The organism is Bacteroides sp. ET336 (assembly GCF_024733815.1).
In the GTDB taxonomy this organism is placed as follows: Bacteria; Bacteroidota; Bacteroidia; order Bacteroidales; family Bacteroidaceae; genus Phocaeicola; species Phocaeicola cellulolyticus.
Map to the genome: position 1 here is coordinate 38,315 of NZ_JANRHK010000008.1, position 22,915 is coordinate 61,229.

The window sequence follows — 22,915 nt, forward strand, 5'->3', positions numbered from 1 at the left end:
TTACAACATTCTACAGAAACTGTTTTGTTAAACAATTCGTTACACGAAGTCTTTCGCATTAATTTGCGACACAATATTTATCAATTATTAACTAAAAACATCCATGCGAAAATAGGCAAACACGTAAATACACATATTGCAAAACAGCATTATTAGATTGCAAAACAGCATTATTAGATTGCAAAACATACAATCGACAACATTTTAAATAGCGAATAACGCACATAACACTACTAGACTGTAATATATTGAACAGATAAAGTAACACTTAATATATTTTGCGCTCTTATTTAATTAATAATTTACATTTGCAAAGTAAGGGGAGTGCAAGGAATCATGTTAGAACATGCGACGCATAATAAAGATGAAAATAGTTACCCCGAAGCAAATTTGCATTAGACTTATATAACGCACAACGCAAGTATGCCGGTTATAACACTGTTTATCAGTATTTTAACCGGCATAAATATTTACAAAATTACAAATATTTAATTCAAGAGTTTTCTTTTCTATATTCGGAAGGCGTCATGCCGAATTTTTCCTTAAACAATTTAGTAAAATAGCTTGCAGATTCGAAGCCACACATAAGAACAATATCTCCAATCGCTTTTTCCGGATTTCTCAAAAGGATCTGAGCATGAGCCAGCCTTGATTGCTTGATATATGCAGCAGTATTTATACCCGTAATGGACTTAACCTTTCGGTTTAGCTGTGATTTGCTTAGGCACATTCTGTCAGCAAGCATTTCGGAGTTCAGATTAGACAGAGAAATGTTTGAGGATATTAAACTGTTTAGCTTTACTAAAAATTTCTTTTCCTGTTCCGGAGCATCCGGTTCTTTTGAAATCTCATTGTTGTCAATCAATATCTGACTATATTTTTTTCTAAGTACATTACGGTAAGAAACCAACTTATGTATTCTCAGTTTCAATTCATCAGGACTGAAAGGTTTAATCAGATAAGCATCGGCTCCGCAATCAAACCCCTGTAGCTTGTGTGCATCATCGCTTTTTGCAGTAACTATAATCACGGGTATATGGTTAAGAAGTTCTGAATTACGAATTTGACGCGTCATTTCCAATCCGTCATATTCAGGCATCATTATATCTGTAATAATGACATCAGGAACATATTCCTCAGCTTTAATTATTCCTTCTCTACCATTGCGAGCATAAACAACCGTGAAACTATCCTTTATGATATTTCCTATATAGCGAGCTATGTCATCATTATCTTCAACTATCAGTGCAATATCCATATCTTTTGAAATGTTACCGTGTAGATCTACAATTTCTTTGTTATCTTCAAATTCCCAAGATTCTTGGTCTGGACATTTAATATCAGATTTTGAAATCCATTTTTCAAATACTTTTTTTCCGTGCCTCAAAGGAATTACCAGAATGAACTTAGTTCCCTCGCTTTGTATGCTGGATACTTCTATGTTACCTCCCATGGCCTCGGTCATCTGTTTAGCCAAAGCCAGTCCAATACCTGTACCACCAGAAGAATGTGAGTTTGACCTGAAAAAAGGTTCGAAAATAAGAGGCTGATCTTCAGGTCTTATACCACTACAGTTATCTTCTACACTTATCCTAATATTATTCCCCACAACCATACTCCTAATGATTATCATACCACCTTTAGGAGTATATTTAAGTGCATTAAAAAGAAGGTTGGTCATGATTTTGTACATAAAATCCGGTACGAAATCCATATCCACATTTTTTTTCTCAGGAATATAATCAATATCAACAAGTTTTTTAACGGCTAAATGGCGGACATTCTCCACGACCATTTGGATAAAAGCAGTCAAGTCCCCTGATTTCCATTCTGCCTTGCCAATGGACGACCGGGCTTTTGCTATATCCAAAAGCTGGTTCACGAGAGCAAGAAGTCTATGTCCATGCCTAGAAATAGCATCAATTTCTACTGCTGATTCCTTGGTTACTGATTTTAATTTCAGTTCCTCAGCACAGCCAAGGATAACGGTGAGAGGTGTACGGAACTCATGAGTAACATTAGTAAAAAACTCCTGTCTTGCAATGCTTGCTTTCTTTATAACACTCTGCATTTTTGCTTTAACCCTCAAGGCATATATTAGCGAAGTTATAGCTATAGCCGAACCAAATACAACTATGATGAGAAAATAAAAAATAATCTCCTTTTTCTGCTGTTCGCTGACGTACGCCCGACTGATAAATTCTTTCTCCCTATCTCCTTTCTCCGCTATATAATTGACACTAAGATTACTCATTCTGTTTATATTCTTTTCGTTAGCTAAACTATCAGTATATGTCAAATGTTTTCTGAAATTTTCAATCGCTCTCTTATAATTACCTGTTTTCTCATCAAATTCAGCTTTCAGGCGATATACTTCTGCAAGATGTTCCAGAGATTTTATCCGCTTAGCAGTTTCCAATCCTTCATCTATATATCTGCCAGCTTTTTCTGGGTGTCCCATCACAATATATACCCTTGCTAATGAAAAACAGGATTCCAGCCAGTGCCATCTGTCTTTGTAGCCATACATAAGGTCATATGATTTTTTGTACGACTCCAATGCCTTAACATAATCGCCAGACAATTCCGCAAGACGTCCGAAATGATTATGGCACAATGATATACCGAGTTTAGAATCTGCAAGACGATTTTGTTTCATCGAAAGTTCATAATATATCCATGCAGAGTCTTTTTCGCCAATGGCTTCTTTCACAAAACCAATGTTCGCATAATTTATTGCTTGCCCAAGATGACTTCCGAGACTTTTCTCTCCTGAAAGAGCTGCCTTAAATACTCTTTCTGCAGCTTCATAATTCATTAGAGTAAGTTGAACATTTCCTATTCCGTTTAACGATACCACTTTTTGTTTTTTCGCCTTAGGCGAAGACTGGTCACTATATTTTCCGCAATATGAAAGTGCTTCGAAATGTCGTTCCGCAGCTTCATTCAATGCTCCAATACGTCTGAAGTCCGTTCCAATCTGGTTCAGTATAAATATGATATTGACTGTGTCCTTCAATTCTTTTGCTATCGACAATGCTTTTTCGTGATAATTTAGAGCAGTAAAAAAATTCGAAGACTCACGATGAATTTTGCCAAGTTCCCTCATCGTTACCATCTTTCCTACATCGTCATGATTAGATTCATAGACAGACAGCAAAACATCAAGAGTATCTATATTACTATTGGCAGTTACAATGCTGTCAATCTGTCTGACATGTTTAACATAAGACATTTTATCGTTATGTGCATTACATGACACCATGAATACAAAGGTTATTAAAATCAATAAGTCTTTCATAAATTAGAGATTTGGATATACGTCTAAAGCAAAGATACTTATTTTGCATAAACATGAAAATCATTACTATCATTTTTTATAAAAGCATATGCACAATTACATATTCTATTGATTATCTTTTCATTGACACAATATTTCAGTATTTGATAATATAATATCACAATTGTTATGTGTGAATAAAAAAAAATGTGTTTACTTTGCAACATTATGTTATCAGAAAAAATAATATTGCCGAATAAAATTTTGCTTTCTAAGGTAGCTTATACCTTGTCAAAAGGTGGCAAGGCGATAATTCCGGTAAAAGGAAGCAGTATGCACCCTTTTATAAAGGGTGGAGAAGATAGCGTGGAGTTATTTCCGCCATTTAATATAAAGGAAGGAGATGTAGTCTTAGCAGAAATTTCGCATGGTAAATATCTTCTACACCGTATATATAAGTTGAAAGGAAACGATATAATACTAATGGGTGATGGAAATATTTGTAACAAGGAGTTCTGTTCACGAAAAAATGTGGTGGGAAAAGCAGTATATGTTATAGACAAGAAAGGAAGAAAGAAAAAATTATATAGTTTTCGACTAATATTTTTTTCTAGAATATGGAAATTAATGTTGCCATGCAGAAGTTTGTTGCTTCGTATATACAGGAAATGGTTTTTATGATTTTTTATAAAACTAAGTTACCATTCCTATAATAATTAATGGAATTCCTAAAGATCTTCTAATGTGTCCCAATATCCGATTTTGACATAAATGTTTGGCATGTCAAAATTACATTTATTACAATGTCTCATGATATTCTGTTATGAAATCAATAAGAATTATTCCTTATATCTAATGTTATTTCAATATACGAGCGTTTACCTTCTATATAATCAGCATAAAGTGTTTCTGCATCCTTACCTTTTAGGATACGGCATTTGCCGCACGACTCACAGTCATGCAGACATTCCCATGCGCTCAACACATATTCCCTGCGTTCTTCTTTTGTAGATTGTTTAATACTAGGAGGTATCATATAGAAGTATATATCTCAATATTATGTAATACGCAAAGGTATATAAAAAAACGGATTTTTTATATACCTTTGTATTGCATTATTGAAAACCTACAGATATGAAAAAAGAACTTATACACTCATGTCCTGAATTGATAGACTATATCAACGAAATAGGATTTCTCCCACTTCTACCTATGGGTATTACAGGTTGGTCGGCAGATGAGATTGTGGACGAAGATTGCCAATACAACCGTTTGCCTGACGGAGGATGGGAATGGCCGCTTTGGGAGTGGAAAGGTTCGATTTTGCAGGAAAGCGGTTGCGCATACGGCAAATTTTTCAAAAGTAAGGCTGCATTTATCAGTCGTGAATGGTGGCCGGATTTTTGCAATTACAGAAGGAGTATTTATCCATATCCAGAGGAAGGAAGTATAGAAGATACAATACTGGATATTCTGAGAACAGAAGGCAGCCTCATCACACGCGAACTGCGACATGCATGCGGTTTTACCGGTCCGAAAATGCGCAGCAAATTTGATGCCTATATCACCAGACTGGAAATGGGCGGATATATAGTAACAGAGGATTTCATTTATCCTCAGGATAAGCATGGCAGAGAATATGGCTGGGGATGGTCTTTACTCACCACACCTGAAGCTTTGTTTGGAAAGTGCCATCCGGACAAAACACCACAAGAGTCTTATGACAGAATATTGGAACACTTCAGAAATATATTACCGGAAATATCCGAACAGTCACTTAAAGCCCTGCTCAAATAGTCCTTTTATCACAATGATAGTAATATAGAGTATTTACAGAACATTATGCAAATAATATTAAAGAATTTATTACTTACAAACACGCAAAATCATTGCATCTGGAATAAAGCCTAAAACGGCATGCCGTTTTTAGTTTATTATATCATACATTTACAAGGCAAAAATGTTAAATTCTAAGCAATAATTAACCTTTCTCTTCTTCAGAATATCTATTATTAACAGGAAAAACGACAGCCCATTCAAGATAAAATGTCTTGTCATTCCAACTGAAAAGACAAAACGTTTTCACACGAGGAGCTAATACTAATAATAATATGCAGTTAAAGTTCTAGTTCGGAGTAACAATAAACAATATCATAAAATAGAAAAATACAATTTTAACAACAATATATCAATACAATTAACCTTAATATTGCATCAAAAGGAATGAAATTTTATATTTTCAATAACATTTTACTACTAATACAATAGCTAAAACCTATCGAGATTTTAAAATTCTCAAGCTATCATATATCAATCAGCAATTTTCGCAACCACAGCCGTTCAATTTATCAAAATGTCAAATTGACAAAATAACATTCTGTTTTCAATATTGATATTCGGACTTAATTCAATAAATTTGTATCTGAATTGCAATATTTGTACAAACATGAAAATAATCCTCGCAATAGATTCATTCAAAGGTTGTCTCACATCGGAAGAAGTTGAAGACATCATTTCCTCTTATCTAAAATCAAAAGGAATTGAGATACATAAAATTCCAATGTCTGACGGAGGAGAAGGTATGCTTGAAGCATTCATATCCGCCATGAACGGTAAGATAGTTGAATCAATAGTTCACGACCCGATAATGCGCCCAATAACTGCACAGTACGGAATAACACCTGACGGTACGGCTGTAATAGAAACAGCTAAGGCATGCGGGCTGACACTTATGTCAAAAGAAGAACGTAATCCGATGATAGCAACCACCTATGGTGTTGGCGAGCTGATAATACATGCCTTACATGCAGGTTGCAGGAATTTCATTATCGGCCTTGGAGGCAGCGGTACCAGCGATGCTGGCAGAGGAATGCTAAAAGCTATTTCAGACAGTTTTCCATACGGAAGGAATGTAAAAGAGATTATAGACAAAGAAATGAGCGACTGCCTCTTCACACTGGCAAGCGACGTACGAAATCCGTTATGCGGAAATAACGGAGCTGCATATATCTTTGCACCACAGAAAGGCGCCACAGAGGAAATGGTAATAGAACTTGACAGAAGAGCGAAGGAGTTTGCAGAGGCATCTGCCAGCCTCATCGGAGAAGACAAATCAAGCGAGCCCGGAGCAGGTGCGGCAGGAGGATTAGGATATGCCTTCCTGCAATATTTCAATGCCACTTTCAAGTCGGGTGCCGATCTGTTGCTTGAACTTACGGATTTTGACAGCCTCCTAAACGGAGCCGATATGGTTATCACAGGCGAAGGGCACGCAGACAGTCAAACCCTGATGGGGAAACTGCCGGAACGGATACTGAGACATTCACAGAAACACAATGTTCCTGTATGGCTGATAGCCGGACGTACTGACGACTGCGAGAAGCTGCTTTCCGAAGGATTTGCCAAGGTATATAGCATTACACCTGACGATATGCCTACAGAAGAGGCGGTGAAACCGGACAATGCCATAGCAAACATAAAAAGGTGGACCGAAGCCCACCTTACACCACTGATTTCAAAAAAATTCGATTAGTCTTTCTTCACACGGAATATCTTATATCCTATAGCCGAAACAAAAATGCTCATCAAAGGACTGATATAATTGAAGAATGCGTATGGCAGATACACCAGCGTAGGCACACCCAAGATAGTAGCCTGAGTCATTCCGCAAGTGTTCCAAGGCACCAGCACTGATGTCACCGTAACGGCATCCTCTGTTGTACGGCTAAGCAAACGGCTTTCATAACCGTTGTTCTTGTATATATCCCTGAACATATTTCCCACTAGAATGATGGATATATACTGGTCGGCAGTAGCCAGATTAAGGAAAATACCCGAGCCTACCGTAGAAGCCACCATACCTGTAAGCTTGCGTGTGAATTTCACAAACATTCCTGTAATACTTGCCAGCATTCCGCAAGCGGTCATGGCGCCTCCCAGACACATAGCGCAGATTATCAGCCAAATAGTGTTCATCATGCCGCCCATACCTCTGGTGGCAATAAGTTCTGTAAGCTGCAATGTCTCCGCCTGAAGACTTGACGAAGTGAACAATGTCTGCAATGTGGTCTTGAATATAGATCTCACATCGCTGCTTCCGCCTGCCAGTTCTATCACGTTATCCATCTGGAATATGAGCATAAACACAACTGCCATAGTAGCCGAAATAAACAGCGTGATGATAGACGGAACTTTCTTGGCTATAAGTATTCCGGTCACAACCGGTACCAGCAACAGCCACAATGAAATATTAAACCTGTCGGCCAGACCATTTGCAAATTCTGTCATCTCTGCTGTACTTCCTACTCCATGATTGAAACCTGCAATCAGGAATATTATAAGTGCTATCGTTATCGAAGGCACCGTAGTTATCATCAGATACCTGATATGAGTGAAAAGCGGAGTATCCGTAACCGATGACGCAAGAATAGTAGTATCGGACAAAGGAGATACCTTGTCACCAAAATAAGCTCCTGAAATAATAGCGCCTGCTATCCAGCCTTCTTCAAAGCCCTGAGCCTTTCCTATTCCCATCAATGCAATACCTATGGTTGCAATAGTAGTCCACGAGCTTCCCGTCATAACAGACACTATCGCACAAATAACACAACATGATGCCAGGAAAAGACTCGGATGTATAAGTTGCACACCGTAATAAATCAATGTAGGCACTACTCCACTGAGCATCCATGCGGCAGACAAAGCTCCAATAATCAACAGTATGATAAGAGCCGAACTCACTCCTGCTATATTATTCACTATGGCATGTTCAATGTCTTTCCATTTTATGCCATAACCTGTCATTCCTATTGCTGCACAAATGGCTGTAGCAATAAGCAGACAAACCTGACTGGCACCTGAAAGAGCATCAGATCCGAAACTTCCGATAGTGAAATACAACAAGACCACCAATATGGCAATTGGCAAAATAGAGAAAAATGGAGAGGGATAAGTTGTCAATTTTTTCATCCTCAAAAACAATCTTAATTTTAAACCTGAATAAAAACCCGTGCAAAGGTCTGAATATTTTCTCTTATTCACATAAAAAAGACACTGATATTCCGCTTTTTTTGCAAAATTTCTGAAATATCATTAGCTTTTATGGGTGTATTAAGCATGATATTTGTATTTTTGTACTGATTTACACATTATAATGAGAAAGTTCACACTGCTAAAACATACATTCAGAACCATTATCATATCAATGATGGTTATATATTTCGGATTGATAGCTTTGCTTAATATTCCTTTCGTTCAGCAAAGTATCAGTGCTATTGCAGTTCGCGAACTGACAAAAATACTGCATACGGAAGTAAAAATCGGAAATATTGATTTAGGTCTGCTCAACAGAATCATAATAAACGACCTTGAGATATACGATAAAGATTGCAGCAATATTGTCAATATAGCCAGATTTTCAGCCAAATTCGATATACAGGCTATTTTAAGAGGTAAAATCAGCATAAACAGTATCCAACTCTTCGGATCGGACTTTAATCTTGTCAAGAAAGACAAACAGTCCGACTTGAATATCAAATTCATTACCGATTTATTCGCCAGCAAGGATAAGGACAAAGAGAAGAAAATAATTGATTTAAGAATAAATTCAATACTAGTAAGAAGAAGTAGCGTCAATTTTAATATCCTTTCAGAGGATGAAACTGACGTAAAGTTCAACCCTTCGCATGTTTCTGTAAAAAATATATCTGCTAATATTTCATTGAAAGCATTATCACAGGACTCGCTGAATATTCATGTCAAACGTATAAGTATGGCAGAGAAATCAGGTCTGGCACTGAGGAAACTTTCTTTCAAAGCGATAGGAAACAAAAACAACCTGCGTATTGATGATTTCGAGCTTTTACTTCCTAATAGCAACATACGCATAGACAGCCTGAAAGCAGATTTTGACAACATGATGCAAATCAAACAGATTTCAGACATCAACTATATGTGCGACCTGTCGGCAAAAATCGTACCTTCTGACGTGAAGCCGCTGATACCGGCACTAAAAAACTTCAATGATACCGTCAACATAAATGCCATGTTGACAAACAAAAATACTATCCATAGTATAAGAAACCTGAACATCTTCTCAAACGACAGATCGGTAAATCTGTCATTGGGAGGCGACCTTGTCCTTGCCAACGACACAGCAAACACCAATTTTGACATTGACATCAAGGAAATTGACGTAAGCGAAAAAGGGGCAAAGTGGATTTTCCATAACATCAACGGGAACAACAATATGCCCGGTATAGTCCAAAGAATCGCATCGGCAAGCGTTTCCGGAAAAATAAAAGGAACACCGGACAAGATAGAAAACAGAATTACCATATACACCCCACTGGGCAATATACAATCGCAGTTCTTCATGAACAGAGACTCGGTCAATAAAAGAAGGTCATATTCCGGTAAAGTATATTCACAAGAACTGAATTTGGGTAAACTTGTAGAAAAAGACAATCTGCTGGGTAATGCTGCATTCGATTTGACTTTGAATGGACTTACGTATATGGATAACAAGCCGGAATCACATGTAAAAGGGGAAATAAAATACCTGGATGTGAAAGGATATACTTATCATAATATCATACTGAACGGTAGATATACTCCTGGCGGTTTCGACGGACATATTGCCATAAACGATGAAAACATTAAATTAAACATCGACGGTAAATTTTCCACGGCTGAAGAAACTCCTGTATTTAAACTTACGGCAGGATTAAGGGATTTCAGACCTGACAAGCTTAAACTTAGCAAAAAATATGTCAACACCACATATTCCTTAAATCTTTTGGCGGATTTTAATGGTAAATCTCTTGACGATATAGAAGGAAATATCAGTATCGACAGTTTGATGTGTGCTTCGGAAGATACGGAAAACAATTACTTTCTGCCATATTTCAGACTTATGGCCAATAAAAACGAGAATGGCAAAACTGTCAGGATAGAGTCTGATTTCATGAACGGTGAGATTAATGGTAATTATTCATACAAGACCATTACCTCGAGTGTTGTAAAGGTGGCCCACAGATATATTCCGTCATTCTTCCAGGAAGACAACAAGATTATCAAACAAAAAACTGACAATAACTTTACACTCAAGTTTAATATTGACAACTCAGACTTTCTGCATAAAGTCATGAAGTTGCCAATCGACATGAGTATGCCGGCCACTATCAACGGATATATAGACGACAGCAAGACAAAGGTTTATATAAATGCCAACATTCCGGAAATCATATACAACAACAAGAAATACGAATCGACCACATTACTGTTCGAAAACCCTCAGAAAGATCTGCATTGCCATGTAAGATCCAACTTGCTGATGAACAAAGGTGCTATGGTGAATTTAAGTCTGAAAGCTATAGCATATAACGATACGCTTGCCACAAACGTATTTTGGGGGAACAACACCAACGTTACATATAGCGGAAAGGTTTCTGCATATACAATATTCTCGAAGAATGCCAATAACGGCAAACTGCATACGGACATTGAATTGAAACCAAGCCAGATTGTGCTTAACGACACTATATGGAACATACACAAGTCGAACATAAGTATCGACAAGGACAGTATAGACATCTCAAACTTCCTTTTCGAACATGGCAAACAGTATGTAAAAATCAACGGACGTCTGGGTACAACCGAAGCGGATTCCTGTATTGTTGATCTTCAGAACGTAAACATGCTGTACATAATGGACATGATACAATTCCATGCGGTAAAATTCGAAGGAAACGCAAGCGGTAAAGTATTTGTCTCAAATGTGCTGAAGAAACCTTTGCTTGACGCTAACCTCAAAGTAGGTAATTTCTCACTGAACGAGGCGTTATTGGGCGAGGCCGATATAAAAGGCGGTTTTGATAACGACAAAGGCAGAATACTGCTCGATGCGGATATACGTAAATCGGACGGAGTATTTACCGGAGTAAAAGGCTATATATCGCCAAAGGAGAAAGGACTTGACCTGGACATCAATGCCGGAGGTACAGACTTGGCTTTCCTTCAGCATTTTATAAAAGATATTTTCAGCGACATACATGGAAAGGCGTACGGCAATGTACGACTGTTCGGTCCGTTCAAGGGACTTGACCTGGAAGGCAGAGCCAAGGCTGAAATTGGAATGAAAGTAAATGTACTGAACAGCAGATTCGAAGCCAAAGCCGATTCGGTAATAATAAACTCAGGTGAATTCCTGTTCAAGGATATAAAACTGACCGACAGCGAAGGCAATTCAGGTGTAGCAAACGGATATTTAAGACATCAAAAGCTCAAACACCTCAGTTATATGTTCCTGTTCGACACAAATAACATGATGGTTTTCAGCTCAGACGGTGAAACTCCGGAATTTCCTTTCTACGGAAATATCTATGCTTCGGGAAGAACTACTATTAGAGGAAATGAGAATACTGGACTTGTGGTTGACGGAAATGTAAGGGCTGAAGACAAGACTTCTTTTGTCTATGTACTAGGAACGGCCACTGAAGCCATAAGCAAGCAGTTCATTACTTTCGTGAATAGGACACCAAAGCGAAGACAGGAAGAAATACATACCGAACTGTATCATTATTTGAACGAACAAAACACTGATGAAGATAATGCAGTTCCACAAGACATAAGAATAAACCTACAGATAGAACCGTCTGCACAGGCCGACATGAAAATTATAATGGATCCGGCTTCAGGTGATTACATCTCTGCAAAGGGTACAGGAAGTTTGAGAATAAACTTCTTCAACAAAGGCAATTTCCAGATATTCGGCAATTACAACATATCGGAAGGTATCTACAAGCTGAGTATGCAGAACATCATAAGGAAAGATTTTGTCCTCAGACAGGGAGGCAGCGTTTCTTTCAATGGAGACCCTAAGGCAGCGAACCTGAACGTACAGGCCGTTTATACTGTCCCTTCAGCATCACTGAACGACCTTATTGCGGACGCAACATCCACCAGGGGCAATATCAGGGTGAACTGTATAGTAAACCTTTCGGGACTGTTGACATCGCCAAATTTAAGTTTCGACATAGAGTTGCCTACAGTAAACGAAGAGGACAGACAAGTAGTGAAGAGTCTGACCAGCACACCGGAACAGATGACAACACAGATTATCTATCTGCTTGGAGTTGGCAAATTCTATACATACGATTATGCCGCACAGAGCGGACAGTCCGATGCTACAAGTTCGCTGGCATTCAGCACATTGTCAGGACAGCTTAACAATATGCTCTCGCAGGTTATCGACAGCCAGAACTGGAACCTTGGAACAAACCTTACTACAGGTCAGAATGGTTGGACAGACGTTGAGGCTGAAGCCATACTGAGCGGAAGACTTCTGAACAACAGACTTATTATAAACGGAAACTTCGGATATAAGGAAAATACGCTGAGAAATACTAACTTTGTAGGCGATTTCGAAGCGATCTGGCTATTGACCAAAAACGGCGACTTCCGATTGAGAGGATATAACCAGACGAACGACAGATACTTCACTAAATCAACGCTCACCACGCAGGGTATAGGACTTATCTATAAAAAGGATTTCACCCGTTGGGACGAGCTTATTGACTGGGTAAGCAATTTCCGATTGTACAGAAAGAAGAAAATGTCGGAGAACAAGAAATGAATACACATAAAAACAATATAAGAATAATGAACAATAATCTTTCGCTCCCGTCAGAATGGGACAAACAGAGTTATATACAGCTGACATGGCCACACATCAATACCGATTGGGCTTATATGTTGGAAGAAGTGGAAAAGTGTTTTGTAAATCTCGCTACAGAGATTGCATCAAGACAACCTCTCCTACTTGTTGCACCGGAATTCCCGGAGGCACTCAAAGATTTTCCATATAAAGAGAATATCACGTTCTTTCAGTGCAAGACTAACGACACTTGGGCAAGAGACCACGCATTCATTACACTGAAAGACAAGCATGGCGACCCTCAACTGCTTGATTTCTGTTTCAACGGATGGGGTATGAAATTCGCTGCCGACAAGGATAACCTTATCAACAGCAAGCTTTTCGGCAAGCACATTCTGAACGGTGACTATATAAACAAGCGTGACTTCGTTCTGGAAGGCGGTTCCATTGAAAGCGACGGAAAAGGTACGCTCCTCACCACATCGCTTTGCCTGCTGGCACCAAACAGAAACGATACAATGTCGCGCCATGAGATAGAAGACTATCTGAAAGATGCTTTCAGTCTTCAGCAAATTCTTTGGCTGGACTATGGTTATCTGGCGGGCGACGACACTGACAGCCATGTTGATACCCTTGCAAGACTTTGTCCGGACGACACAATAGCATACGTAAAATGCAGCAATCCCGACGACGAGCATTACAGCGCCCTGCAAGCTATGGAAAAGCAGCTGGAGTCATTCACTACCCTCGACGGCAAACCATACAGACTGCTTCCTCTGCCTATGCCGGAAGCTATCTACGATGAGGACGGCTACAGACTGCCAGCCACTTATGCGAACTTCCTAATAATGAACGATGCCGTACTCTACCCTACTTACAGCCAGCCTGAAAATGACAAGGAAGCGGCAAGAGTTCTGTCACAGGCTTTCCCGGGAAGAGAAATCGTAGGCATAGACTGTAATGCCCTCATCAAACAGCACGGATCATTGCATTGCGTTACAATGCAATACCCAGAATCAGTATTCAAAGGATAAAAACATCAACATTATAATTTAACAGACATGAGCAGAATAATAAGAGTAGGTATCGTCCAGCAGTCATGCACAGGAGATATCAAATATAACTTGGAAAAACTTCACAGAAATATAGCTTCACTGGCAAAAGCCGGAGCACAACTAGTAGTATTGCAGGAATTGCACAACTCACTTTACTTCTGCCAGACAGAAGACACAAGACTGTTCGACCTTGCAGAACCTATACCAGGCCCTTCAACAGGATTTTATAGCGAAATAGCAGCGGCATACGGTATAGTTCTTGTAACATCACTGTTCGAACGCCGTGCGGCAGGTCTGTATCACAACACAGCCGTAGTGTTCGAAAAAGACGGAAGCATAGCAGGTAAATACCGCAAGATGCATATTCCGGACGATCCTGCTTATTACGAAAAATTCTATTTCACTCCGGGAGATATAGGTTTCGAACCGATTCAGACTTCAGTAGGAAAACTCGGTGTACAGGTATGCTGGGACCAATGGTATCCGGAAGGAGCCCGCATGATGGCGCTCAAGGGAGCAGAACTGCTCATCTATCCTACTGCCATAGGCTGGGAAAGTACTGACACACAGGAAGAGAAACTTCGTCAGCTCGGTGCATGGGTTACAGTACAGAGAGGTCATGCTGTGGCAAACGGACTGCCTGTAATCGCAGTAAACCGTGTAGGACACGAGCCTGATCCTTCAGGCCAGACCAACGGTATCCAGTTCTGGGGAAACAGCTTCGTGGCAGGTCCGCAGGGAGAGATAATCGCCCAGGCTGACAATATGAAGGAAGAAAATATCATAGTAGATATAGACATGAACCGCAGCGAGAACGTACGTCGCTGGTGGCCGTTCCTTAGAGACCGTAGAATTGACGAATTTGGAGAACTGACAAAACGATTCAGAGATTGATAAATCATACATGACATGGGTAAACTTGCACTTAAAATCTTTAAAGCATTATATGGGCTTGACATTGAGGCTCAAAGTACCGAACTTACCAGACTTAAACTTGAAAACAAAAGACTGTCTGAACTGTTGAGAAGTACATCAAGGGAATACAACGTCCTCAACGACAAGTACAAGAAGAAAAAAGAAAGTCTCAGCAATGAATATGGGGTGGTATCTGACGAGCTTAATGAGCTGAAGGAAAAGTACGGGGCCCTGGTCATGGAGAAAGAGAATCTTGAAAATACCATCAAGGAAAATTCTGAAAAGTTTAAAGAAGAAACAGACAGGATTTCCCTGGAATCTGAGAAGATGTCCGGGGAAATCGGAAATCTGCAGAAGGTCATCGAAGGACTGAATGCAGAGAAAGATATTCTCGAAAAAGAAAAGGAAACACTCTGTAAGGAAAAGGAAACTCTTGGCACAGAAAAAGAAAATCTTGCTAAAGAACTGGAGACTATCAGCAAAGAAAAGGAGACGCTCAGCAATGAGAATGAGGCAGTCAGCAATGAACTGAAATCAATCAAAGAACGTCATCTTTCTGAAAAAGAAAGCCTCAACAAAGAGCTGGAATCGCTTCATGAACTTCATCAAGCCGAAAAGGAAAATCACAACAGCGAATATGAGTTGGTGGCTGATGAGCTGAAAGCGCTCAAGGAAAAATACGAGACTTTAGTCAAAGAAAAAGAGGAACTGGAGAAATCCGCAAAAGAGAATTCCGAAAAGCATAAGGAAGAGACAAGCAAAATTTCCTTTGAATCAGAAAAGATGAGCGGGGAAATTGAAAATCTGCAAAAGGTTATTGCCGGACTGAATACAGAAAAAGAAGCACTAATCAAAGAGAAAGAAAATCTTTGTAATGAAAAGGAAAGTCTGTTGCAAGAAAAGAATGCTCTCGGCAATGAAAAGAAAAACCTTGACAAAAAGAATGAAGAACTTGGAAAGGAAAATGAGACTCTGAATAAAGAAAAGGAAGTTCTCAGCAAGGAGAAAGAGGCTCTTAACAAGGAAAAAGAAAATCTCAGTAAAGAGCTTGAAACGCTAAGCAAAGAATTGGATTCGCTCAAAGAAAGCCACAAAGCGGAAAAAGAGACTCTGAGCAATGAGCTAAAATCAGCAAATGAACTTCACATTGCAGAGAAAGACAACTTAAACAAAGAAATAGAAAGCCGTGAAAAGGAAATAGCATCACTCAAAGAGTTATATAATAAGGAGAAAGAAGAGAACACTACCCTCTCCGAAAAAGTGAAAACCCTGGAAAGTGAAATAGCAAATATCAGCCTTACAGTTCAAACGCCAGAGGAAGTACCACCTGTTAATGAAGAAGAAAATGAAGTACTTCCGGCTGCTGAAACTTCCATCGATAAGAAATCAGACGATATAACTGATGACGAGGAAGCGATGAAAGAGAAGATGCAAAAGGAAATAGTCTCTTTAACACAGAAATACGATTATATCCGCGTCACAACAACAATAGGAAACCAGTATATCTACCAGTCCAGACATTTCCAACTCAGGACAGGACTGTTTGATTGGGGAATAGAAGGAAAGGAAATTATCACTGACGAAATCCTTTATCTGGAAAATTCAGCGGTAACAAAAATGGAAGGCCTGGACAGTCCTTTCGACGGTGAGGAAATAATATGCAATATGGAAGACGAGGATTCCGCTTCTGCTGTTGCCGATTCTCTACTGATGGCAATCTGTACATATCAGCCAATACAGGTAAATTATCATGACAAGAACGGACGTACAACTCTGAAGAATCTGTATCATGTCACTTTCAAGCCTTTGGCTAACAAGTTCAGTCTGCCATACAAAAATCTTTTCAGAGATATGCTCGACGAGAAGATTGATGCGGAACAACTCTCTGCATTATGTCCGCACAATCCTGAGCCAAGAAACTTCGCTATTCCGCAAATTCAGACTCTCCGCCGTTTCAATGCTTTCTTCACTACAAAAGAAGGCATAGAAACAATGAAAGAAGGAATTAAACTTGCACAGGATGCAGAACAGACAGAACTGGCAGAAGTGCTGATGAGTAAAATTCAGAGCTGAAAAACCTTTTAGGACACGTTCACCGGGCGTTCAGGAAACGTTCAGTGAACGTAGTCTGAACATGGTTTTGATTTCTTGGCCTAAAAGTTGACTATTTAGAAAATAGTCCGCTTTAAGCACAAATTTATCCTCAAAACGTGTACGGTCTTCTAAAAAAAATTATAATTTTGCGGTATGAAAGAGCTAGCAAGACATATAGAAGTACTTTTACTGGAAAATGACTGTGTAATAGTTCCCGGTCTGGGAGGTTTCATTGCACACAATAAAGCTGCAGAGTTCAAGGATTCTGCAAATGTATTTTGCCCGCCGGTAAGGACTATCGGATTCAATCCGCAGCTTATAATAAACGACGGTTTATTGGCACAGTCATACATGCAAGCCTACGACACTGACTTTCCTGATGCAAGCAGGAAAATTGAGAGTGTAGTATCTCAAATAAAAGATTCATTATATAAAAACGGACAGGCAGAACTTGAAAATATAGGAACACTATATTATACCATGGCAGGAGTATATGGTTTTGAACCATATCAGAATGCTTTCTTCAGTCCGAGTCTGTATGGTTTGGGCAGTTTCTCAATTTCTCCTCTTTCTGAGTTGAAACCGGTCAAGGAAACCACCGTAGAACCGCGTATAATGATAGAAACAGTATCTTCTTGCGAAGAAGACAGGAAAGAAAAGGCAAAACAACGTCATATCATTAAGCGTATGGCAGAGCATGCTGTAGGAATTGCCGCTGCTGTTATATTATTCTTTGTACTCTCTGTTCCGGTAGAGAACACTTATCTCGATAATTCAAGCTATGCATCTTTAGGAGCAGAAACCATGCTTGATGCCATCAGAAGCAAGTCAATGGCAACGACATCGCTTGAAACAAAGGATATCAAGCAGAATAATGCGACAAACAGACGAAATAATGTGAACACATTACGTCCTGTTGCTGTTAAAAGTGTAAAGGTGGAAAAAGCCGAGCCTAAAGCTTCTAAAGAAGTAAAGGTATTACCTGCTGTCGCAAAGAAAGAGGTGATCAAGGCTGAGTCAGTCAAGGCGGAAACAAAAAGTACAAAAGAAGTACAGAAAAGCAAATCTTCACAGAATAAGGGTATGTTCATTATCGTAGCGAGTCTGCCAACCATGCAGGATGCGGAAAAAGAGCTTGCCAAGTTCAAGAAACAGGGATACGAAGAAGCCACTATCCTGACATCGGACAACCGTTACCGTATAGCATTATACAGCTATACTGACAAGTCAAAAGCATACGAAAAGATAAATGAACTGAGAAAAGACGAACAGTTCAAGACAGCGTGGTTACTGAATAAATCCAAATGATTAATTTTTAAGGAATGAAAAGAGTAAGATGTCCTAAATGCGACAATTACATCCAGTTTGATGAAACCAAGTATGAAGAAGGACAGTCATTGGTTTTCATCTGCCCCGAGTGTAAGAAACAGTTCAGCATACGTTTGGGACGTACCAAACTTAATGCAGCAACACGTCGCGAAGAAATCATAGACGAAAAGGAAGGAACAAAGGATTTTGGCAATGTAGTGGTTATAGAAAACACTTTCGCCTACAAGCAGGTATTACCTCTGCATGAAGGCGATAACGTGATAGGACGCAGATGCAAAGGAACAGTTGTTGACATAGCCATAGAGACAAACGACCCGAGCATGGATCGCAGACATTGCATAATCAATGTAAAAAGAAACAAGCAAGGAAAATTAATATATACATTAAGGGATAACGACAGTATAACAGGAACATTTCATAAAAATGAAATCCTGGGGCCTAAAGACAGAGTTATAATAGAAGAAGGAAGCATTTTCACTTTAGGCGCTACAACTCTTATTCTGCGCAGCGCAGAAGAGGATAATGAATAATAAACTATATTTTTAACTAACATCACACTACTTTTTTACTTATGGCATTTACCAACAACGTAATGATTGTGAGACACAAACTGCTTGAAAATCTGGTAGCTTTGTGGAAGGAGAAACAGTTAATTGAAAAAATCGACCGTGTTCCGTTGGAATTCAGTCCAAGACGTTCGCAACCTGTAGGACGCTGCTGTATCCACAAGGAACGTGCGGTGACAAAATACAAGTCACTCCCTTTGTTGGGATGGGATATGTCCGACGAGACAGACGAACTTACACCGCTGTCTGAATATGCACGCAAGGCACTTGAAAGACACGGAAAAATCAAGGAAAACATTCTTTGCGTGATAGACGAGGCTTGTTCATCATGCGTTCAGGTAAACTATGAAGTAAGTAACCTGTGTAGAGGTTGTGTGGCAAGAAGCTGCTACATGAACTGCCCTAAAGGTGCTGTACATTTCGACAAGAAAACAGGTCAGGCACGTATTGACCACGACACTTGTATAAGCTGCGGTATCTGTCATAAGAGCTGTCCTTATCATGCTATCGTATATATTCCTGTACCATGCGAGGAAGCATGTCCTGTAAAGGCTATCAGCAAGGACGAACACAACATAGAGCATATCGACGAAAGCAAATGTATCTATTGTGGAAAATGTCTTAACGCATGTCCTTTCGGTGCCATATTCGAGATTTCACAGGTGTTCGATGTTCTTGAAGAGATACGTGCAGGAAAACAGGTGATTGCCATCCCTGCCCCATCAATACTCGGACAGTTTGATGCTAAAATAGATGAAGTATATGGAGCATTAAAGCAGATTGGTTTTGCCGATGTTATCGAAGTAGCTGAAGGAGCTATGCAGACCACAAGCAATGAAGCCCACGAACTTCTTGAAAAGATTGCTGAAGGACAGACGTTTATGACTACTTCATGCTGTCCTTCATATATAGAACTTGTAAACAAGCACATACCTGCAATGAAACCATACGTTTCTACTACAGGTTCACCAATGTACTACGCATCACGCATCGCAAAGAAGAAATATCCTGATGCTAAAGTGGTATTCATAGGCCCATGTATCGCCAAGAGAAAAGAAGCACAGCGCGATGAATGCGTAGATTATGTGATGACTTTCGAGGAAATAAGCTCAGTTATCAAAGGTATGGGAATCGACCTGAAGGAAGTTTCTCCATACAAGGTAGCAAAAGAATCTGTATGCGAGGCTCACGGATTTGCACAGGCCGGAGGTGTAGCAGGAGCAGTAAAAGCTTACCTGGGTGAAAAGGCAAACGGCATTAAGATTATGCAGATTTCGGATTTCAACAAGAAGAATATCGGTGTTCTCAGAGCATACGCCAAGACTGGTAAAGTTGACGCACAGTTCATCGAAATGATGGCCTGCCCTGAAGGATGTATCACTGGTCCAAGTTCATTCAACGATCCTCTTTCAGGCAAAAGACAGCTTAATCAGGATTTGCTGAAACGTCCTCTGAAATACGAGAACTACAAGGAAGAAGAATAAATAAAGATTTTTCATATCACATATATATGAGAAAACTTATAGAGCGACTTCATCGGGAGAAAACACTTTCTTCCGATGAATTTCGTATATTATTGGATGAGTGTGATGACGACAGTCTTGAACTGATAAACAGCATTGCACGCTCCGAAACACAGAAAGTGTTCGGCAACAGGATTTTCGTGCGCGGACTTATAGAGGTTGGAAACTGCTGTCACAACGACTGCCTTTACTGCGGAATACGCCGTAGCAACAGGAATGTGGAAAGATACAGACTAGACAAGGAAACTATACTGCAATGCTGCGACGAAGGCTACAGGCTGGGCTTCCGTACTTTTGTACTCCAGGGTGGAGAAGACAACTATATGACCGACGAAAGAATAGCAGACGTTGTATCGTCCATACGCCGGGAATATCCGGACGCTGCCATAACCCTTTCTTTGGGAGAAAAATCATACGAAGCATACAAGATGTTCTATGAAGCCGGAGCCAACAGATATCTGCTACGTCATGAAACTCACAATCCTCATCATTATTCATTGTTGCATCCCGAAACGATGTCACTGCAAAACAGGCTGCAATGCCTTAAGAATCTGAAGGAGATAGGCTATCAGACAGGTACAGGCATTATGGTTGGCAGTCCGGGACAGACCACAGACAATATCATTGAAGATATTCTGTTCATCGGCGAATTCAAGCCACAAATGATAGGAATAGGTCCTTTCATACCGCACCGTGACACTCCATTTGCTGATAAAAGCGCTGGCAGCATACGCACTACCCTACTCCTATTGTCAATTTTCAGACTTATGCATCCTCACGCGCTCATACCGTCAACCACGGCATTGGCCTCACTTGCCCCCGACGGACGCGAAAGAGGAATACTGGCAGGTGCAAATGTAGTGATGCCCAATCTCTCTCCTCCACAGGAAAGAAGCAAGTATTCGCTGTACAACAATAAGGCATCAATGGGTGCCGAAGCAGCAGAAGGTCTGGCTTTTCTTGAACAAAAGCTTAGTGCCATTGGTTATACTATTGACTACGGTCGAGGAGATTATGTTGAATAAATAATATATAAACCTACAAATATGTACAGAGCCGATTCAAAGAAGGCTGAAGAATTTATCAGCCATGATGAAATTCTTGACACACTGAAATATGCGGAAGAGAATGCCGGAAACAGAGAACTCATATCATCCATTATAGAAAAAGCAAGAGCTTGCAAAGGTATCAGTCACCGTGAAGCTGCACTTCTGCTTGAATGTAATGACCCGGAACTGCTGGAGGAGATATTCAGTCTGGCAAAGGAAATCAAGCAGAAATTCTACGGCAACAGAATAGTGATGTTCGCCCCGCTGTATCTTTCAAACTATTGCGTAAACAGCTGTGTGTATTGCCCTTACCATATCAAAAACAAGACTATAGCCCGCAAGAAGCTCAGTCAGGAAGATATAGAACGCGAAGTCATAGCACTTCAGGACATGGGACACAAGCGTCTGGCACTTGAAGCCGGCGAAGACCCGCTACACAATCCGATAGAATATATCCTCGAATCCATCAAGACAATATACGGAATAAAGCATAAGAACGGAGCAATACGCCGCGTGAACGTGAATATTGCAGCCACAACTGTAGAGAACTACAGAAAGCTTCACGAGGCAGGAATAGGTACATACATTCTTTTCCAGGAAACATATCATAAGGAGAATTATGAGAAACTTCATCCGCGTGGCCCTAAAAGCAATTATGCTTATCACACAGAGGCAATGGACAGAGCGATGGAAGGTGGAATAGACGATGTAGGACTCGGTGTTCTGTTCGGCCTGAATACCTATAAGTACGATTTCACCGGACTGCTGATGCACGCGGAACATCTGGAAGCCACTTACGGAGTAGGTCCTCACACTATCAGCGTACCGCGAATCTGCTCTGCCGACGACATAAATGCAGCAGACTTCGAAAATGCCATCTCCGACGAGATATTCCAGAAGATTGTAGCCATCATCCGTATAGCTGTGCCATACACGGGAATGATTATCTCTACACGCGAATCGCAGAAATCGCGCGAGAAGGTTCTTGAACTCGGTATCTCACAGATAAGCGGAGGTTCGCGTACAAGCGTAGGCGGATATGCCGTAGAAGAGACACCAGAAGAAAACTCCTCACAGTTCGATATCAGCGACAACCGTACACTGGACGAAATAGTGTCATGGTTGCTGAAACTCGGATATATTCCAAGCTTCTGCACTGCTTGCTATCGCGAAGGACGTACAGGCGACCGCTTCATGTCATTGGTAAAAACAGGACAGATAGCCAACTGCTGCTCGCCAAACGCGCTTATGACTCTACAGGAATATTTGGAAGATTACGCCTCTCCTGAGACAAAAGCCCTCGGTACGAAGATGATACGTGAGCAGATGGAAAGAATTCCAAATCCTGCAATAAAGAGACGCGCAATAGAGAATCTGAAATACATTGGCGAAGGAAAGCGCGACTTCAGATTCTGATAATATAACTCAAGTTTAAATAACCATAATAAT

Annotated in this window: 15 protein-coding genes; 12 read left to right on the top strand and 3 right to left on the bottom strand. The window is 40.1% G+C overall.

The features are described 5' to 3' along the window. Window positions 1–493: 493 nt before the first annotated feature. On the bottom strand, window positions 494–3,301 hold the full coding sequence (locus NW213_RS09100; RefSeq protein ID WP_258322567.1) for a response regulator: 2,808 nt from the start codon (window positions 3,299–3,301) through the stop codon (window positions 494–496). Window positions 3,302–3,508: 207 nt separating this feature from the next. On the opposite strand from NW213_RS09100, the gene NW213_RS09105 reads away from it, so the two are divergent. Then, window positions 3,509–3,961: a S24/S26 family peptidase gene (locus NW213_RS09105; protein WP_258322568.1), complete on the top strand. Its 453-nt coding sequence runs from the start codon at window positions 3,509–3,511 to the stop codon at window positions 3,959–3,961. 148 nt (window positions 3,962–4,109) lie between these two features. Here the strand turns inward: NW213_RS09105 and NW213_RS09110 are convergent, their stop codons facing one another. Beyond that, complete coding sequence (locus NW213_RS09110; protein ID WP_258322569.1) at window positions 4,110–4,316, bottom strand: hypothetical protein; 207 nt, start codon at window positions 4,314–4,316, stop codon at window positions 4,110–4,112. Between the two features lie 98 nt (window positions 4,317–4,414). On the opposite strand from NW213_RS09110, the gene NW213_RS09115 reads away from it, so the two are divergent. Together NW213_RS09115 and NW213_RS09120 are read left to right on the top strand one after the other, a co-directional pair. Next, window positions 4,415–5,077 (top strand): hypothetical protein, encoded by a 663-nt coding sequence (locus tag NW213_RS09115; RefSeq protein WP_258322570.1) that lies wholly within the window; start codon window positions 4,415–4,417, stop codon window positions 5,075–5,077. Between the two features lie 649 nt (window positions 5,078–5,726). Further along, window positions 5,727–6,812, top strand: a complete 1,086-nt coding sequence (locus tag NW213_RS09120; RefSeq protein WP_258322571.1) for a glycerate kinase — start codon at window positions 5,727–5,729, stop codon at window positions 6,810–6,812. Here the strand turns inward: NW213_RS09120 and NW213_RS09125 are convergent. Then, window positions 6,809–8,248: a Na+/H+ antiporter NhaC family protein gene (locus NW213_RS09125; protein ID WP_258322572.1), complete on the bottom strand. Its 1,440-nt coding sequence runs from the start codon at window positions 8,246–8,248 to the stop codon at window positions 6,809–6,811. The genes NW213_RS09120 and NW213_RS09125 overlap by 4 nt on opposite strands. 184 nt (window positions 8,249–8,432) lie before the next feature. Here NW213_RS09125 and NW213_RS09130 point away from each other — a divergent pair, with 184 nt between their 5' ends. The 9 genes from NW213_RS09130 to hydG all read left to right on the top strand — a co-directional run bounded on the left by NW213_RS09130 (window position 8,433) and on the right by hydG (window position 22,882). Continuing rightward, window positions 8,433–12,914 (top strand): translocation/assembly module TamB domain-containing protein, encoded by a 4,482-nt coding sequence (locus NW213_RS09130; protein WP_258322573.1) that lies wholly within the window; start codon window positions 8,433–8,435, stop codon window positions 12,912–12,914. Further along, window positions 12,911–13,969: an agmatine deiminase family protein gene (locus NW213_RS09135; protein ID WP_258322574.1), complete on the top strand. Its 1,059-nt coding sequence runs from the start codon at window positions 12,911–12,913 to the stop codon at window positions 13,967–13,969. The genes NW213_RS09130 and NW213_RS09135 overlap by 4 nt, the downstream gene beginning before the upstream one ends. A gap of 27 nt (window positions 13,970–13,996) precedes the next feature. Then, a complete protein-coding gene (locus NW213_RS09140) occupies window positions 13,997–14,884 on the top strand; it encodes a carbon-nitrogen hydrolase (protein ID WP_154042620.1) in 888 nt (295 codons plus the stop codon). Window positions 14,885–14,899: 15 nt separating this feature from the next. Continuing rightward, window positions 14,900–16,978 carry a hypothetical protein gene (locus NW213_RS09145; RefSeq protein ID WP_258322575.1) on the top strand — a complete coding sequence of 693 codons (2,079 nt, stop codon included), beginning with the start codon at window positions 14,900–14,902 and terminating at the stop codon, window positions 16,976–16,978. A 174-nt stretch (window positions 16,979–17,152) separates the two neighbouring features. Then, complete coding sequence (locus NW213_RS09150; protein ID WP_235340236.1) at window positions 17,153–18,307, top strand: SPOR domain-containing protein; 1,155 nt, start codon at window positions 17,153–17,155, stop codon at window positions 18,305–18,307. 14 nt (window positions 18,308–18,321) lie between these two features. Beyond that, on the top strand, window positions 18,322–18,858 hold the full coding sequence (locus NW213_RS09155; protein WP_258322576.1) for an FHA domain-containing protein: 537 nt from the start codon (window positions 18,322–18,324) through the stop codon (window positions 18,856–18,858). A gap of 41 nt (window positions 18,859–18,899) precedes the next feature. Next, the gene (locus NW213_RS09160) at window positions 18,900–20,378 is read left to right on the top strand and encodes a 4Fe-4S dicluster domain-containing protein (RefSeq protein WP_204404836.1); all 1,479 of its coding nucleotides are present in this window, start codon (window positions 18,900–18,902) and stop codon (window positions 20,376–20,378) included. 26 nt (window positions 20,379–20,404) lie between these two features. Then, entirely contained in the window at window positions 20,405–21,442 is a 1,038-nt protein-coding gene (hydE, locus tag NW213_RS09165; RefSeq protein ID WP_258322577.1) for a [FeFe] hydrogenase H-cluster radical SAM maturase HydE, read from the top strand. A 21-nt stretch (window positions 21,443–21,463) separates the two neighbouring features. Next, window positions 21,464–22,882, top strand: a complete 1,419-nt coding sequence (hydG, locus tag NW213_RS09170) for a [FeFe] hydrogenase H-cluster radical SAM maturase HydG (RefSeq protein WP_258322578.1) — start codon at window positions 21,464–21,466, stop codon at window positions 22,880–22,882. Window positions 22,883–22,915: the final 33 nt, after the last annotated feature.

Bases quoted from the DNA above. Each gene is read 5' to 3' on its own strand.
- NW213_RS09100 (WP_258322567.1), bottom strand. From the start codon at position 3,301: ATGAAAGACTTATTGATTTTAATAACCTTTGTATTCATGGTGTCATGT.
- NW213_RS09105 (WP_258322568.1), top strand. From the start codon at position 3,509: ATGTTATCAGAAAAAATAATATTGCCGAATAAAATTTTGCTTTCTAAG.
- NW213_RS09110 (WP_258322569.1), bottom strand. From the start codon at position 4,316: ATGATACCTCCTAGTATTAAACAATCTACAAAAGAAGAACGCAGGGAA.
- NW213_RS09115 (WP_258322570.1), top strand. From the start codon at position 4,415: ATGAAAAAAGAACTTATACACTCATGTCCTGAATTGATAGACTATATC.
- NW213_RS09120 (WP_258322571.1), top strand. From the start codon at position 5,727: ATGAAAATAATCCTCGCAATAGATTCATTCAAAGGTTGTCTCACATCG.
- NW213_RS09125 (WP_258322572.1), bottom strand. From the start codon at position 8,248: ATGAAAAAATTGACAACTTATCCCTCTCCATTTTTCTCTATTTTGCCA.
- NW213_RS09130 (WP_258322573.1), top strand. From the start codon at position 8,433: ATGAGAAAGTTCACACTGCTAAAACATACATTCAGAACCATTATCATA.
- NW213_RS09135 (WP_258322574.1), top strand. From the start codon at position 12,911: ATGAATACACATAAAAACAATATAAGAATAATGAACAATAATCTTTCG.
- NW213_RS09140 (WP_154042620.1), top strand. From the start codon at position 13,997: ATGAGCAGAATAATAAGAGTAGGTATCGTCCAGCAGTCATGCACAGGA.
- NW213_RS09145 (WP_258322575.1), top strand. From the start codon at position 14,900: ATGGGTAAACTTGCACTTAAAATCTTTAAAGCATTATATGGGCTTGAC.
- NW213_RS09150 (WP_235340236.1), top strand. From the start codon at position 17,153: ATGAAAGAGCTAGCAAGACATATAGAAGTACTTTTACTGGAAAATGAC.
- NW213_RS09155 (WP_258322576.1), top strand. From the start codon at position 18,322: ATGAAAAGAGTAAGATGTCCTAAATGCGACAATTACATCCAGTTTGAT.
- NW213_RS09160 (WP_204404836.1), top strand. From the start codon at position 18,900: ATGGCATTTACCAACAACGTAATGATTGTGAGACACAAACTGCTTGAA.
- hydE (WP_258322577.1), top strand. From the start codon at position 20,405: ATGAGAAAACTTATAGAGCGACTTCATCGGGAGAAAACACTTTCTTCC.
- hydG (WP_258322578.1), top strand. From the start codon at position 21,464: ATGTACAGAGCCGATTCAAAGAAGGCTGAAGAATTTATCAGCCATGAT.